Origin of the sequence: Collinsella tanakaei YIT 12063 (assembly GCF_000225705.1) — a bacterium.
In the GTDB taxonomy this organism is placed as follows: domain Bacteria; phylum Actinomycetota; class Coriobacteriia; order Coriobacteriales; family Coriobacteriaceae; genus Collinsella; species Collinsella tanakaei.
Window position 1 is genome coordinate 84,806 of record NZ_JH126475.1, and the last position, 13,894, is coordinate 98,699.

Consider the following 13,894-nt stretch of genomic DNA (forward strand, 5'->3'; position numbering starts at 1 on the left):
ACGAGAATAATATTCATGCGAGAATAATCAGCGTTGTAATGCCTGCTAGATGGGAAGAGAAGTGGCAAAGACTGCATGCGAACGCGCCGCTCGCGGCGAGGCGTCCTCACGTGCGCTGGTGGGGGTCTCTATTCGCCGTGCACGCCTGGTGACCGTCGCGGCCGCGGCGCTGCTTCTTGTTCTGGCGGCGGTATCGCTCATGCTGGGGCGCTATCCCATAGACCCCGCTCAAGCGGTGCTCATGCTGGTTGATCGCGTGGTGCCGGTTGAACGGGTGTGGACCAACCAGCAGGCGACGCTATTCTTCAACGTGCGCCTGCCGCGCATCGCGCTGGCCTGCATGGTGGGCGCGAGCCTTTCGGCTGCCGGCGCCGCCTTTCAAGGCACGTTTAGAAACCCCCTGGTGTCACCGGATGTCTTGGGTGCTTCGCAGGGGGCCGCCCTGGGCGCGGCGGCGGCGCTGCTTGCGGGCGCGGGATCGTTTGCCGTTTCCGCATGGGCGTTTGCCGCGGCTATGGCCACCGTGGCGGTGGTGATGCTGGTTAGCGCCCGGGCCCGAGCATCTGAGCACTCGCTTACGGTGGTGCTGGTGGGCGTTATGGTGAGCAGCCTGTGCCAGGCAGGCGTGTCTTTTGCCAAGCTGGTGGCGGACCCGTCAAACCAGCTTCCCGCCATCACCTATTGGCTGATGGGTAGTCTTACGGGCGCGCGCATGGCGGATGTGCTCTTCGCCGCCGTTCCCATGGCGGCGGGCGCCGCAGTGCTTCTGGCGCTGCGTTGGCGCATCAATTTGCTGACCATGGGCGATGACGAGGCCCGCACCATGGGCGTCAACGCGCGTCGGCTTCGCATGGCGGTCATGGTCGCGGCGACGCTTCTTACGGCGGCGAGCGTCTCGGTAAGCGGCATGATCGGCTGGGTCGGCCTGGTGATCCCGCACGTGGCGCGCATGCTTATCGGGTGCGACTATCGCCGTCTGCTTCCCGCCAGCATGTTGCTGGGCGCGTCGTTTCTGCTTGTGGTCGATAACGTGTCGCGCCTTGCTTACACGGCGGAGATTCCCATAGGCATCCTCACAGCGTTTTTGGGCGCCCCCTTCTTCCTGTACCTCATCATGACCAGGAGGCGCGGCGCATGAGTATCAAGATCAAGGACCTCTCCTTCTCATATGGCACGCGTCGATGCGCTGGCGCGGGGCGTGGGCAAGTGCCCTATGACGTGTTGCGGCACATTGACCTGGACCTTCCAGACGGCTGCTTGGTCAACGTGCTGGGTCCCAACGGAGCGGGCAAGTCGACGCTGTTTCGCTGCATGCTCTGCCTTGAGGACGGCTATACCGGCTCTATCGCTATCGACGGGCGCGACCTGCGCCAGATGAGCGTGCGCGAGCGTGCCCGCACGATAGCCTACATTCCTCAGACGCACGAGTCCGTGTATGACTACAGCGTACTCGACGTGGTGCTTATGAGCGCCGCTTCGCAGACGGGCGCCTTTGGGGTTCCGCGCGCCGACCAGGTGAAGCGCGCTTGGGAGGCTCTTGAGCGCGTGGGCATAGCCCGCCTGGCGCATCGTCCGGCGACGCGAATCTCCGGTGGCGAGCAGCAGTTGGTGCTTATCGCCCGGGCGCTGGCGCAAAACGCGCGTACCATCATCATGGACGAGCCCACTTCTGCGCTCGACTATGGCAACACCATGCGCGTGCTGGGTTGCGTTCGCCAGCTGGCCCGCGAGGGCCTTTCCATCATCCAATCGACCCACCAGCCGGACCAGGCGTTTTTATTCGCCGATAAGGTGCTGGCCATTAACAAGGGGCGCGTTCGCGCCTTTGGCGATCCGCGCGACGTGATAACGGAGGAGCTTGTTGCGGAGCTCTACGGCGTGGACGTCTCCATTTGCTCCCTGTTTGGCGACCGCATGCGGGTATGCGTGCCGTCGCAAGAGATAGATGTGACAGGGCAGGATGCGCGATCGCGCGTCAAGTAGGAAAGGAAGGGTATGGATATGCAGAAGAACATGGGCCGCCGCCGCATTTTGGGCTGTGCGCTGGCTGCAGCGGCGACGCTTGCGTTGGCGCTGGGTCTGTCTGCCTGCGGGGGCGCGCCCGCTGCGGGCTCGGATGCCCAAGCGGGTTCGGCGTCGCAGCGCGAGACCAAGACCGTTGTCTTTACGGATTCCGCGGGGCGCGAGGTCGAGGTGCCTGCGAACATCGAGCGCGTGGTGCCTTCCGGCCATACGGCCACCCAGGTGCTCATCACCCTTGCACCGGAAAAACTCGCTGGTCTCTCCCAAGAGATAACCCAGGACCAGCGCGCCTACCTTACCGATGCGCCCGATGAAAGCCTTCCCGTTTTAGGCGCCGCGTTTGGTTCCAAGGGCGACTTCAATAAAGAGGCGGTTGCCGCTACCGGCGCTCAGGTGCTCATCGATACCGGCGAGTACAAGGAGGGTATCGAGGAGGATCTGGACTCGCTGCAAGAGCAGCTGGGTATCCCTTGCGTCTTCATCGAGACCAAACTGGACGAGTGGCCTGCCGCCTACCGCAAGCTGGGCGAGCTTTTGGGCGTCGAGGACCGCGCCGAGGAGCTGGCGACATATTGCCAGGATGCCTACGACCAGGTGAGCGAGGTTATGGCGGGCATTCCTCAGGCAGAGCGCGTTCGCGTGCTGTATTGCGTGGACGCCACGGGTACCAACGTGCTCGCCAAGGGGTCCTTCCAGTCCAACGTGGTCGATATGCTGGCGGACAACGTTGCCGTGGTCGATTCGCCCGCGGGTAGCGGAGCGGGCAACGAGTCCAACCTGGAGCAGATCGCCGTATGGGACCCCCAGGTGATCCTATTTGGCGCGGACGCGTTCGCTGCCGGCGTGGCGGACGATCCCGCATGGCAGACGCTGACCGCCATCCGAGAGGGCAGCTATCACAAGGTTCCCAACACGCCCTACGTGTGGCTCAACAACCCGCCCACCGTCAACCAGGTGCTGGGCATGCAATGGCTGGCGCGCGTGCTCTATCCCGCGCAGTTCCAGGGCAAGGGCAGCGCATATGACGTTGCCAAGTCCTATTACAAGACGTTCTATGGGTACGATCTTTCGCAGGACGAGTACGGCAGGCTGACTTCGTAACGCGCTTTGGCCCAGCGATTCTAAATGGGCGCGGGGTGAGGGGCGGCATGCGGATAAGGAGGGGAAACGTGCTTTTCATACTCACGGGCGAGATCCAAACGGGCAAGACCCGTTGGTTGCAGGGCGTGCTCGGGGGCCTTTCCGCATGCGGCGTGCCCCTTCGCGGCGTGGTGGCGCCGGGAGTGTGGACAAGGGTTGGCCGCGGGTTCGAGAAGCTTGGAATCGATAACGTCTTGCTACCATCGGGCGAGGTGGTGCACCTTGCTCGCCGCCGCGATTTGGCGCAGGCGTCCGGCTGCCTGGACGCTTGCGGCCAGTCTGAGAGCGCGGGCCTGGGGTGGGCTATGGCCGATGACGCCCTCGACCGCGTGGACGCGCATTTTGTCCAGCTCATGAAAGGCGATGCATCGCCGGCTGACGTGGGGTGCGGGGATTTTGCCCTCGAGCCCCCTCTGCTCCCGGGCTTGACGGTGGTGGACGAGTTGGGCCGTCTGGAACTGCTGCGTGGGAGGGGTCTGGTTCACGCCCTGGAGCTGCTCGAGCGCGGGCCTTCCGCGGCCTGGCCGCACGCGATCGCGGTGGTGCGGCGCGACCTGGTCCCCGCCGCGCGCGAGCGCCTGGTTGGCGCGTGGGGCGATGTTGTTGCCGTTGGACCAGATGATGAATCGGCGTCCATGGTTTGGCGCGCGCTATTAAGGGGCGCCGCCGGCACGGTTGCCGGATTGTGACAATCGTTCACATTTTGGCGGCGCCGGCGCCCGCCCGCATATGAAAAAAGTGGCTCTAAGCTCTAAAACACATATATTTAGCTGCAAGAACAATTGAATGACAATACCGTCACCCCAACCTTACCGTTCGTATATGGAATAGGTTGCCCGCGCGTCCTACCCTCGTTGTCAACGGGGTGGGGCGCGCTGCTTTCCCGCTCCGTGCGCGCCTGCTCACATTCGGTAGCGCGGGCGCGTCAGTTTTCCCGTATGGATGATGGGGGCGCTTCTCGCGCCCAAGCGATCCGCACCAACGGAAGGGAATCACCATGAAGTACCTCGATAGAATCGAGCATTTTGCCGCCAGCCAGCCCAACGCCCCCGCGGTCCGTAGCTCTATGGGCGGCCACATGACCTACGGCGAGCTTTGGGCGGCGTCCGAGGCCATCGCCTGCCTGCTTGCCCGCGATGGTTCCAGCTCGCCCGTGGTGGTGTATGGCCACAAGGACCCTCTTATGGTCGCCAGTTTTATCGCGTGCATGAAGGCGGGGCGGCCCTATGTGCCGGTGGACCGCTACTCCGTGCCCCAAGCCCGCGTTGCCTCCATCATCGGCCAGCTTAAAACCCCTACGGTCCTTGCGGTCGACCATTTCTCGCCCAAAGAGGCGGACGGCGCGCGCATCATCAATCGCCTGGAGCTCGATGTCGCCCAGACCATGGGCGGCCAGAGCGACCGCGACAGCTGGATAGCGGGCGACGACCTGTGCTATATCCTGTTCACCTCTGGTTCCACGGGTGCGCCCAAGGGCGTGGAGATCACCGCTTCTTGCTTCGACAACTTCACGGCGTGGGCGCGCGGCCTGGGCGGGGAGTACCGCGAGGGCCGCGTCTACCTTGACCAGGCGCCGTTCTCCTTCGACCTGTCCGTCTTCGAGCTTGCCTGCGCGCTGTCAAGCGGCGGATCCCTTTTTAGCCTCGAGCACGAGACCCAGCAGTCGCTGCGCGCCACCTTCGAGGCCCTGCGCGCTTCCGGCGTCAACGTCTGGGTATCTACGCCCTCCTTTGCCGACCTGTGCCTTGCCAGCGAGGATTTTGACGATCAGGTGATGCTCGCGCTGGAGACCTTCCTGTTTTGCGGCGAGACGCTTTCCGTTCGCACGGCGCAGAGGCTCATGCAGCGCTTTCCCGCGTGCAGCGTGGTCAACACCTACGGTCCCACGGAGTCCACGGTCGCCGTCACGCAGGTGGTGGTGACGCCGCAGATGGTCGCATCCGGTAGCCCCCTGCCCGTCGGCGCCCCCCGGCCTGGCACCCGCCTGCGCATTGTCGACCCGCGCGGCCGCGAGCTGGGCGCCATGCAGCCCGGTGAGGTTGTTATAGAGGGCGATACGGTGGCAAGGGGCTACCATGGCAGGCCCGATCTTACGCAGCGCGCGTTTGGCGCCGCCATGATGGACGGACGCGCCGTTCGCACGTACCGCACCGGCGATGAGGGCTATCTGGATCAAGACGGCATGCTGCATTACCGCGGACGCCTTGACCTGCAGGTGAAACTCAACGGCTTCCGTATCGAGCTGGGCGAGATCGAGCAGCATCTGCGCCGTCTGTCCCAGGTGACCTCCGCCGCGGTGGTTCCGGTTATGCATGGCGACAAGGTTGCGCACCTGGTTGCGCACCTGGTGGTCGAGGGCGAGCTGGGCGTGTCCGAGTTTCGCGCCGGCCTCGCCATGAAGGAAGCGCTCAAAGAGACGCTGCCGCACTACATGGTTCCCAAAAAGATCATGTTCCACAGCTCGCTGCCCATGACCGGTAACGGCAAGGTCGATCGCCGCGCTCTCGCGGCATCGTCCAGATAGGCGGGAGCCATGAGGCGCTTCGCTGCCCTGGGGGCGGCCGCTGCCCTTGCAGTCTTTACGGGCGGCGCGTCGCTGGCAGGGCTCTACCAAACGGTTGACCGCGATCCGGTGATAGGGTATCCCAGCTTGCAGGAGGTCACCAATTTCGATGTTATGGCGCGTTCGTACGATCGCCGCCGAGAGCAGGGCGACAACCCGCGCTTGGTCTTTGGTTCTTCCGAACTCAATCCCGGTCCGGCGGGCCCCGCTCATCCCGCGAGCCTGCTCGAGGGGGGAGACTATGGCGTGGACGTCATGGTCACGGGGCGCGCGTTTTGCGAAGACCTATGGCAGGCCATCGAGGTGGGCGCGTTCGCTGGCCGTATGGACCAGGAAGATTCGTCGCGCCGGGTGGTGCTTATCCCCAGCATGCAGTGGTTCATGTGCTACAGAAACGCCAAGCGTGACTTTACCGCGTCGTTTTCCCAGGGCGCCTATGACGCCTTTATGGCGAACCCGGTCATTTCGGACGAGCTCAAGGACCAGGTGACCCAGCGGATGGCGGTTTACGGCGTTGACCGCACGGGCCCGTCTTCTCCGTCTGCGGCGGTCGCGGCTTGGCTCGATAGCGCGAGCGACCAGCTCTTGGCGACTTTGCGCCTGTCGACCACCGCCGTCGCGCCAAGAGCCGCTGCGGACGGCAAGCGGGAGAGGGGCGTGTCGCGGGGCGCCGACGGGGGCGGGACGACGCATGCCGCGGGCTCCTCGTCCAATGCCGCGGGCTCCTCTTTGCATGCGGCCCCCAATTGGGATCAGATCTTTAGTGACGCGGACCTGACCGCGCGCGAGAAGGCGTCGTCCAACGCCATGGGCATCAACGACTCCTGGTATGCCAAGCACCTGGCAGATTGGCAGGCGGGAACCAAGGATTGGAAGGTCGAGGGCAACGAGTACTTCAGCGAGCAGGAGTTTGAGGACTTCAAGCTGCTCTTACGCGTGTGCCGCGAGGCCGGAGTGCTTCCCATGGTCTTGATCCAGCCGGTCAAAGGAGAGCTTTACGACCAGACCATTTACGGTCCCGAGGTGCGCCAGCGCTATTACCAGATGATTCGGCAGGCTTGCGAGCAGGCCGGCGTGCCCGTGGCGGATTTTTCAAGCCACGAGTACGACACGTACTTTTTGCGCGAGTACTCCCATCCGTCCGATTTGGGCGGCGCCTACTACTCCAAGGCGATCTACACCTATCTCACCACGGGGGTCGCAGACACCTCGCCGTCGGGCGGGGTGGCGTTTGAGACCCGGAAGGAATGACGCATGGGCTTCTATACCTCACCATCGTTCTTCATCGTGCTGGCGGCGCTTGCGATCCCCGCGGCGGCGTGCGGCGTGATGGAGCGGGGCCTTAAAGCCTGGGGCATGGTTGCCTCCGCGGTCATGCTGGCATTTCTGTTTGGCTCTTCGCCCGCGCAGGCGGCGGCGTTCGCCCTTTTTGTCTGCGTCGCCTGCACCTGCGCATATGCGACGCTCGCAAGCTGGAAGAGCGGCAAAAAGAGCATGGTTGTCTATCGCGTCTGCCTTGCCGCGACCATTGCGCCGTTGGTGGCCTACAAGGTGGGTGCCGTATTCGACCAGAACATACTCGCCTTCGCGGGCATCTCATACGTCACCTTCAAGGCGGTGCAGGTGCTTATCGAGATTCGCGATGGCCTTATCACGGAGCTGCGTCCGGCGGACTACCTGTATTTCCTTACGTTTTTCGCCACCATCACCTCCGGGCCCATCGATCGCTCGCGGCGGTTTATGGACGATATCCGGCGCCAGCCAACGCGTGCCGAATACCTGGACATGCTGTCGCGCGGCATGCTCCTGTTGTTGTTGGGCGCGGTTTTTCAGCTGGTGATCGCGTCGGTGGCCAAGTACTACTACGTTCCCACCCGCCCGCTCGCCACCCCCAGCATCGCCTATGGCATAGCGCGCCAGGTAGCCAACGCCTACCTGTACGGCATCTACCTGTTCTTCGATTTCGCCGGCTATTCCATGATGGCGATGGGGGCGAGTTATTGCTTTGGCGTTCGCACCCCGCGCAACTTTCGCGCTCCGTTTGCCGCCGTCGACATCAAGGACTTTTGGAACCGCTGGCACATCACCTTGTCCACGTGGCTTCGCGACTTTGTCTTCATGCGCTTTGTACGCTGGGCCACCAAGCGCAAGGTCTTTGGCAGCCGGCTGTCCTGCGCGTGCGCGGCGTACATGGTCGACATGGCGCTTATGGGCGCCTGGCACGGCCTTACGGCGGACTACCTGGCCTACGGCGTCTACCACGGCGCGCTTCTAGCCGCCACGGAAGCCTACCAAAAGAAGTCGTCGTTCCATAGACGCAACCGCGACCGCATCTGGTACCGCCTGTTGAGCTGGTTTATCACCATGCAGCTGGTTTTCTTTGGTTTCGCGCTGTTCTCCGGACAGCTTCACCTTATTGTAGAAAGGATCATCAATGGATAAGGGCATGATTGAAGAGCAGGTTATCGACCTTTTGGCTGACATCTGCGACGACGACGCGGTGCGCGAGGAGCGCGATATCGACCTATTCGACGCCGGCCTGCTCGATTCGCTGGCGGGCATCGAGGTGCTGGTCGCCATAGAGGAGGCCTTTGGCGTGCAGATCGCGCCCACCGAGGTCGAGCGCGGTGACATGAATACCGTTAACAAGATCATCGACCGCATCGCGGAGCGCTTGTAATGGCTGGCAACGCGCGCATAGCCAACGCGTCTTCCAAGGTGCCGGCAGCGCATCCCATACGCGACGCGCAGCGCCGCCTGGCTCCGGTCAGGCGCTGGTTCTTCTCCAATGCATGGTCTGCGGCGCTCGCGTGGTTTGCAATCGCGACCGTGCTGGTCGCCGCCTTGGGCTGGTTCTTTGTCTTCTCGCCGTACGGCGCGCCCGCGGCCCCTGCATATGCGGCGTACTAGCGAGGCTCGGACGAGCGCTCGTCGCCTGGCGTTCATGCTTGCCGGCGCGGCTCTTGCGAGCGCCTTGGGCGTCTGGGGGTTCGGTGCGGCGAAGCGCCTCGATGCGAGTGTGCCCGCAGCCGCCTATCCCACTCGGGCGCAGCTGCTCGATTTCTCATATATCGTGGACGAGTACGGGCGTCGCGCCGCGGCCGATGCGCGCCTTGGCGTCGCGACGGGTTTGGTGCTGGGGTCAAGCGAGCTGTACCCGCCCGCCGGTATGTCCGAGCATCCGGTTGAGCTTTTGGCCCCGGGACGCAGCGATGTTGACATCATGGCTCTTGGCCGTCCCAATTGCGAGTGCTTGTGGCAGGCGATCGAGGCGGGAGCGCTTGCGTCGAGCGATGCCCCGGCCCGCATAGTCCTCATTCCCAGCTTGATTTGGTTCTCGGTCGCCCGCCGTCCGGCGCAGGAGTGGCCGGCCACGTTCTCGCAAGGGGCCTACGATGCGTTTATGGCCAACCCGCGCATCTCCGCGGCGCTCAAGGACCGCGTGACCAAACGGCTCGCTGCCTACAACGTGGACGCCCGCGTTGCGGGCCCCTCGCTCGAGGGCATCGCCGCGGGCGTGGACGCGGCCGTTACCAAGGGGGTGCAGACCGCACGACGCCTATTCGCGCCCGCGGGGTCCGGGCTGCCCGTGGCCGGCGTCGTCGTCAACGGGGCGGACGCCCTGGAAGACGGCCGGGATGCAACGAGCGAAGCGGGGGAGCCGGATTGGTCCTCCCTGTATACCGGGGCACTTGCCGAGGACGCTCGCTCCTGTGCGTCCAATCCCTGGGGCGTGTTCGATACATGGGCTCAAGAGGGACTTTCCGATTTTTGGCGCCGTGCATCGGAATGGGACGAGCGCGAGGGCGACGATTTGAGCTCGCAAGAGCTGGATGACTTCGAGATGGCGCTTGAAGTGTGCCGCGAGCTGGACATCGAGACCATGGTGCTGCTGCAGCCCGTCAACGGGCGCCTATACGATCGCACGCGCTACGGCTTCGATGCGCGCCAGCGGTACTACCGGATGGTCCGCGATGCCTGCGGGCGCGCCGGCGCCAAGGTGGCGGACTTCTCGTCCCATGAATACGACGAGTTCTTCTTGCGCGACGACAACCATCCGTCGCATGCGGGGTCGCTCTACTATTCGCGAGCCCTGTACAGGTTCTTCGCGTACGGCGAGGTGGCGGACGACGACCTTGGATAGGGTCGCGTCGATCGGCCGCCATGCAACGCTCCACGCGCAACAAGAGCGCCCCGCCATCCCGCCTGGCGTACCAGGTGGATGGCGGGGCGTTTGCATGCGTGCGCGTTATACGTGAAGGCGCGCCGGCTAGTTGTCCATCACGCCGTCGCTCCAGGCGTCGACGTCCTCGATGCGGATGACGCTGCCGATCTTCTGCAGGCAGCTAGCGCCCTTGAGGGCGTCGATGGCCGCGCGCACGTCGCGCTCCGAGCATGTGTGAGTGAGGAACACCACGGAGCAGGAGTCCTCGTTGCCGCCGTCAAGCTGCATGACCTGCTTGATGGAGAGGTTCTTCGACGCGAAGGCGTCGACCGTCTCCGCTAGAGCGCCCACGCGGTCGGCGACCTTAAGACGGATGTAGTAGTTGGTCGAAAGGTCTTCGATATCACGGATGGACAGGTTGCGGCCAAAGGGCTCGGGCTCTGCCATGGGCGCGGTGCCGCGCGAGATGTGCTCGGACAGCGACAGCACGTCGCCCACCACGGCGCTCGCGGTGGGGAAGGATCCTGCGCCGGCGCCGTAGAACATGGTTTCGCCCACGGCGTCACCAACCACAAACACGGCGTTCATGGCGCCGTTCACCGCGGCGAGCTGGTGAGTAGCCGGAATCATCGCGGGGTGCACGCGCACGTCCACGCCTTCGTCGGTGTTGCGGGCGATGGCAAGGAGCTTGATGACATAGCCCATGTCGCGAGCGACGGCGATGTCTTCGGAAGTGATGTCGCGAATGCCCTGCATATAGACGTCATCGGTGGTGATGCGGGTGCGGAAGCCGATTGAGCCCAAGATGGCGATCTTGCTGGCGGCGTCAAAGCCGTCGACGTCGGCGGTGGGGTCCGCCTCGGCGTAGCCCAGGCGCTGGGCGTCGGCGAGGACGTCGGAGTAGTCCAGGCCCTCGGCGGCCATGCGCGTGAGAATATAGTTGGTCGTGCCGTTCATGATGCCGGCGATGGTGAGCACCTGGTTGCCCACCAGATCGTGCTCGAGGGTTCCCACAATGGGGATGCCGCCGCCCGCAGCCGCCTCGCAGCGAATCTGCACGCCGGCTGCCGCCGCCTTGGCGCCAAGCGCTTCAACATGGCGGCCCAACAGGGCCTTGTTGGCGGTGACCACGTGCTTGCCCGCGGCGAACGCGGATTCAAAGATCTCGGTCGCGGGGTGCTCGCCGCCGATGAGCTCGATCACAATGTCTACGGCGGGGTCGCTGACCACGTCGTGCCAGTCGGTCGTGAACGCCTCGGCGCCAGTGCCCAACTCCTCGGCGCGCGATTGCTCGAGCGCGCATGCGCGGACGATGCGCAGGTCGGCACCGTATGCGGCGACGTAGTCGTCATGGTGCTTCTGAATCAAGCGGACCACACCGCCGCCGACGGTGCCCAGGCCCACAATGCCAATTCCAACCGAGCGAGTTGCCTCGTTCATGCCAGGCTCCTTTCTTACGTGGCATACACCTCTTTTGGTAATTCCCCTTATCATTCTAGCGTGGTGAATGAGCCGGGATGCGAAACGGTCTCGTTACAATGCATCCCGTACAATCGCCTTGCCTTCCTGAACTGCGATTGCCATAGGATAACTTTATTATAGAAAAGCGGTTATATGGGCAAATGAATGTTTCCAATGTATAAAGTACTCGCTTTAGCGAATCAAAGCGAGTACTCTAGAGCAACGCTCTTAAACGACGGATGGACCGTTGGTCGAAGGGCGCGGCCATATAGGTTGACCGGAGCGGAGGCTCCGGCTTTGCACTCGAGGGGAGAGCCGCAATGACGTATCAGAACGCATTCAATCCTGCTGTAACCCGTAGGAATCTTATCGCTGGTGTCGCAGGTCTGGGGGCCGCGGGCATTCTTGCCGGTTGCTCTTCCAACGGCGGCGGCTCGGGCTCCGGCTCCGCGTCCGGTGCCGGAGAGTTCAAGATCGGCTCGATCGGACCGCTGACCGGCGCCGCCGCATCCTACGGCACCTCCGTCAAGAACGGCGCCGAGCTGGGCTGCAAGGATTTCTCCACCGACGCCATCACCTTTGTTTCCAAGTGCGAGGACGATGTCGCTGACGGCGAGAAGTCCGTCAACGCCTTCAATTCCCTGGCAGACTGGGGCATGCAGGCGCTCGTCGGCCCCACCACCACCGGTGCTTCGCTGGCGGTCGCCGAGGTCGCCAACTCCGATCCAAAGATCTTCATGATCACCCCGTCCGCTTCCAGCCCGGACGTCACCGCTGATAAGACCTGCGTTTTTCAGGCGTGCTTCAGCGACCCCAACCAGGGAGCCAACGCCGCCACCAAGCTGGCCGAGATGTTCCCCGACGAGAAGTTCGTCGTCTTCTATAACTCCGGCGACACCTACTCCTCCGGCATCCGCGACGCCTTCATCGCCAAGGCCGAAGAGCTCAAGCTTGAGATTGTGGACGAGGAGACCTTCAAGGACGATTCCCAGACCAGCTTCACCAACCAGCTCACCAAGGCCAAGGACAAGGGCGCGACCATGATCTTCGCTCCCATCTACTACACCCCCGCCTCGGTGCTGCTCTCCAACGCCGCCGCCATGGGCTATGACGTCAAGATGATGGGCTGCGACGGAATGGATGGCATCCTGGGCGTCGAGAACTTCGACACCAGCCTGGCAGAGGGTCTCTACCTCATGACGCCGTTCTCCGCGGACGAGGAGAAGAACGCCGATTTCGTTACCGCCTATAAGGACGCCTACGGCGAGACTCCCGACCAGTTCGCCGCCGACGCCTACGACGCGGTCCATGCGATTTCCGCCGCTCTCGAGGAGGCGGGCCTTGGCGCCGACGCCGATCCCACCGAGGTCGCTGAGAAGCTGCCCGAGGCCATGACCAAGATCACCGTCGAGGGCCTTACCGGAGCCCTTACCTGGAACGATAAGGGCGAGGTCGAGAAGGATCCCATGGTCTACGTCATCCAGGACGGAAAGTACGTAGCGGCGTAGTTTTTCGCCCGGTACGTTTGCGCCTTAGCGGTATGGGCCGCCGGTGCATGGCAATGTAAAAGACGGGGCGGTACTCATAGGGAGCCGCCCCGTTTTGTAGTTTTGGGCCAACATGCGGCCCGCTAACATCCGAAAGGGGGATATGCACATGACGGTCTTTCTTCAGTACCTGGCGAACGGCCTTTCCATGGGCAGCGTCTACGCCATCATCGCGTTGGGCTACACCATGGTGTACGGCATCGCCAAGATGCTCAACTTCGCCCACGGCGACGTCATCATGGTCGGTGCGTATATCTCGTTTTGCACGACAGCCTATCTCGGTCTTCCCGCTTGGGTTTCCGTCATCGCCGCCATGGCGGTTTGCACGGCGTTGGGCGTGATCATCGAGGGCTTGGCCTACAAGCCCCTGCGTCAAGCCGGCCCGCTCGCGGTCCTCATCACCGCTATCGGCGTCTCCTATTTTCTGCAGAATGCAGCGCAGCTCATCTGGGGCGCTACGCCTAAGAACTTCACCTCGATCGTGAACTTCCCCGTGCCCGAGGCCCTGCGCGCCTACAACATTTCTTCGGTCGCCATCGTGACCGTTTTGGCGTGCCTGCTCATCATGGCGGCGCTCATGTGGTTTACCGGCCACACCAAGATGGGCAAGGCCATGCGTGCCGTGTCAGAGGACAAGGCGGCGGCCCAGCTCATGGGTATCAACGTGAACCGCACTATTTCCATGACGTTCGCCATCGGCTCGGCGCTCGCGGCTATCGCCGGCGTGCTGCTGTGCTCCTACTCGCCGGTCTTGCAGCCCACCACCGGTTCCATGCCCGGTATCAAAGCGTTCACCGCCGCGGTCTTCGGCGGCATCGGGTCCATTCCCGGCGCCTTCGTCGGCGGCATCCTGCTCGGCATCATCGAGGCAATGGCCCAGGCCTATATCTCCACCAGCCTTGCCAACTCCATCGTGTTCGGCGTTCTGATCGTGGTCCTTCTGGTCAAACCCGCCGGCCTGTTTGGCAAGTACGTCCCGGAGAAGGTGTAGGTGCC

General features: G+C 63.4%; 13 protein-coding genes. 12 read left to right on the plus strand and 1 reads right to left on the minus strand.

The genetic code is table 11. From position 1 onward, the window contains the following. The first annotated feature begins 61 nt into the window (after positions 1–61). The 10 genes from HMPREF9452_RS10870 to HMPREF9452_RS11480 all read left to right on the plus strand — a co-directional run bounded on the left by HMPREF9452_RS10870 (position 62) and on the right by HMPREF9452_RS11480 (position 9,869). Positions 62–1,138, plus strand: coding sequence for a FecCD family ABC transporter permease (locus tag HMPREF9452_RS10870; protein ID WP_009142186.1), 1,077 nt, complete (start codon positions 62–64; stop codon positions 1,136–1,138). Beyond that, a complete protein-coding gene (locus tag HMPREF9452_RS10875) occupies positions 1,135–1,983 on the plus strand; it encodes an ABC transporter ATP-binding protein (protein WP_009142187.1) in 849 nt (282 codons plus the stop codon). The genes HMPREF9452_RS10870 and HMPREF9452_RS10875 overlap by 4 nt, the downstream gene beginning before the upstream one ends. Positions 1,984–1,995: 12 nt before the next feature. Next, positions 1,996–3,123 (plus strand): ABC transporter substrate-binding protein, encoded by a 1,128-nt coding sequence (locus HMPREF9452_RS10880; RefSeq protein ID WP_009142188.1) that lies wholly within the window; start codon positions 1,996–1,998, stop codon positions 3,121–3,123. A gap of 68 nt (positions 3,124–3,191) precedes the next feature. Continuing rightward, positions 3,192–3,851, plus strand: coding sequence for a hypothetical protein (locus tag HMPREF9452_RS10885; protein WP_009142189.1), 660 nt, complete (start codon positions 3,192–3,194; stop codon positions 3,849–3,851). Between the two features lie 308 nt (positions 3,852–4,159). Beyond that, the gene (gene dltA, locus HMPREF9452_RS10890; RefSeq protein WP_009142190.1) at positions 4,160–5,686 is read left to right on the plus strand and encodes a D-alanine--poly(phosphoribitol) ligase subunit DltA; all 1,527 of its coding nucleotides are present in this window, start codon (positions 4,160–4,162) and stop codon (positions 5,684–5,686) included. Positions 5,687–5,695: 9 nt separating this feature from the next. Then, positions 5,696–6,976 (plus strand): D-alanyl-lipoteichoic acid biosynthesis protein DltD, encoded by a 1,281-nt coding sequence (dltD, locus tag HMPREF9452_RS10895; protein ID WP_009142191.1) that lies wholly within the window; start codon positions 5,696–5,698, stop codon positions 6,974–6,976. Between the two features lie 3 nt (positions 6,977–6,979). Beyond that, entirely contained in the window at positions 6,980–8,167 is a 1,188-nt protein-coding gene (dltB, locus tag HMPREF9452_RS10900; protein WP_009142192.1) for a D-alanyl-lipoteichoic acid biosynthesis protein DltB, read from the plus strand. Continuing rightward, on the plus strand, positions 8,160–8,405 hold the full coding sequence (gene dltC / locus HMPREF9452_RS10905; protein ID WP_009142193.1) for a D-alanine--poly(phosphoribitol) ligase subunit DltC: 246 nt from the start codon (positions 8,160–8,162) through the stop codon (positions 8,403–8,405). Before dltB ends, dltC begins: the two co-directional genes overlap by 8 nt. Continuing rightward, positions 8,405–8,635, plus strand: a complete 231-nt coding sequence (locus HMPREF9452_RS12060) for a hypothetical protein (protein ID WP_009142194.1) — start codon at positions 8,405–8,407, stop codon at positions 8,633–8,635. The genes dltC and HMPREF9452_RS12060 overlap by 1 nt, the downstream gene beginning before the upstream one ends. After that, positions 8,622–9,869, plus strand: a complete 1,248-nt coding sequence (locus HMPREF9452_RS11480) for a D-alanyl-lipoteichoic acid biosynthesis protein DltD (protein ID WP_083821985.1) — start codon at positions 8,622–8,624, stop codon at positions 9,867–9,869. The genes HMPREF9452_RS12060 and HMPREF9452_RS11480 overlap by 14 nt, the downstream gene beginning before the upstream one ends. Positions 9,870–9,995: 126 nt before the next feature. Here HMPREF9452_RS11480 and HMPREF9452_RS10925 read toward each other — a convergent pair whose 3' ends face one another. Continuing rightward, the gene (locus HMPREF9452_RS10925) at positions 9,996–11,330 is read right to left on the minus strand and encodes a homoserine dehydrogenase (RefSeq protein ID WP_009142196.1); all 1,335 of its coding nucleotides are present in this window, start codon (positions 11,328–11,330) and stop codon (positions 9,996–9,998) included. A gap of 341 nt (positions 11,331–11,671) precedes the next feature. Here HMPREF9452_RS10925 and HMPREF9452_RS10930 point away from each other — a divergent pair, with 341 nt between their 5' ends. Further along, entirely contained in the window at positions 11,672–12,859 is a 1,188-nt protein-coding gene (locus HMPREF9452_RS10930; protein WP_009142197.1) for an ABC transporter substrate-binding protein, read from the plus strand. Between the two features lie 148 nt (positions 12,860–13,007). Continuing rightward, positions 13,008–13,889, plus strand: coding sequence for a branched-chain amino acid ABC transporter permease (locus HMPREF9452_RS10935; RefSeq protein WP_009142198.1), 882 nt, complete (start codon positions 13,008–13,010; stop codon positions 13,887–13,889). Positions 13,890–13,894: the final 5 nt, after the last annotated feature.

Bases quoted from the DNA above. Each gene is read 5' to 3' on its own strand.
- HMPREF9452_RS12060 (WP_009142194.1), top strand. From the start codon at position 8,405: ATGGCTGGCAACGCGCGCATAGCCAACGCGTCTTCCAAGGTGCCGGCA.
- HMPREF9452_RS10925 (WP_009142196.1), bottom strand. From the start codon at position 11,330: ATGAACGAGGCAACTCGCTCGGTTGGAATTGGCATTGTGGGCCTGGGC.
- HMPREF9452_RS10930 (WP_009142197.1), top strand. From the start codon at position 11,672: ATGACGTATCAGAACGCATTCAATCCTGCTGTAACCCGTAGGAATCTT.
- dltB (WP_009142192.1), top strand. From the start codon at position 6,980: ATGGGCTTCTATACCTCACCATCGTTCTTCATCGTGCTGGCGGCGCTT.
- HMPREF9452_RS11480 (WP_083821985.1), top strand. From the start codon at position 8,622: ATGCGGCGTACTAGCGAGGCTCGGACGAGCGCTCGTCGCCTGGCGTTC.
- HMPREF9452_RS10935 (WP_009142198.1), top strand. From the start codon at position 13,008: ATGACGGTCTTTCTTCAGTACCTGGCGAACGGCCTTTCCATGGGCAGC.
- HMPREF9452_RS10880 (WP_009142188.1), top strand. From the start codon at position 1,996: ATGGATATGCAGAAGAACATGGGCCGCCGCCGCATTTTGGGCTGTGCG.
- HMPREF9452_RS10875 (WP_009142187.1), top strand. From the start codon at position 1,135: ATGAGTATCAAGATCAAGGACCTCTCCTTCTCATATGGCACGCGTCGA.
- dltD (WP_009142191.1), top strand. From the start codon at position 5,696: ATGAGGCGCTTCGCTGCCCTGGGGGCGGCCGCTGCCCTTGCAGTCTTT.
- dltA (WP_009142190.1), top strand. From the start codon at position 4,160: ATGAAGTACCTCGATAGAATCGAGCATTTTGCCGCCAGCCAGCCCAAC.
- dltC (WP_009142193.1), top strand. From the start codon at position 8,160: ATGGATAAGGGCATGATTGAAGAGCAGGTTATCGACCTTTTGGCTGAC.